This is a genomic window from Mesorhizobium sp. M8A.F.Ca.ET.021.01.1.1, assembly GCF_003998025.1.
Taxonomy (GTDB): domain Bacteria; phylum Pseudomonadota; class Alphaproteobacteria; order Rhizobiales; family Rhizobiaceae; genus Mesorhizobium.
The window spans coordinates 1-574 of the sequence record NZ_RZSJ01001075.1 but is presented as its reverse complement, the minus strand read 5'-3'; the positions used below and the strand labels follow the sequence as shown (position 1 = coordinate 574).

Genomic DNA, 574 nt, shown 5'->3' with positions numbered 1-574 from the left:
GCATGTCGAAAAGGACCCAGCCCTGGCCCGCCGTTTCCAGCCCGTCTTCGTCGACGAGCCGACGGTGGAGGACACGGTTTCGATCCTGCGCGGCCTGAAGGAGAAATATGAGCAGCACCACAAGGTGCGTATCTCCGATTCGGCGCTGGTGGCGGCGGCGACGCTGTCCAACCGCTACATCGCCGACCGCTTCCTGCCGGACAAGGCGATCGACCTGGTCGACGAAGCCGCCTCGCGGCTCAGGATGCAGGTCGATTCCAAGCCTGAGGCGCTGGATGAGATCGACCGCCGCATCATGCAGCTCAAGATCGAACGCGAGGCGCTGAAGGTCGAGACGGACGAAGCCTCGAAGGACCGGCTCGCCCGCCTGGAAAAGGAACTTGTCGGCCTTGAGGAGGAATCGAGCGAGATTACTTCGAAGTGGCAGGCCGAGAAGCAGAAGCTTGGGCTTGCCGCCGATCTGAAGAAGCAGCTCGACGAGGCGCGCAACGACCTTGCCATTGCCCAGCGCAAGGGTGAGTTCCAGCGCGCCGGGGAGCTTGCCTATGGCAAGATCCCCGAGTTGGAAAAGAAG

At 62.7% G+C, this 574-nt stretch carries 1 pseudogene; it reads left to right on the top strand.

Annotated features, from left to right (window positions below):
• Nucleotides 1-574: pseudogene (locus tag EOA36_RS36680) on the top strand (ATP-dependent chaperone ClpB); the annotation flags it as partial.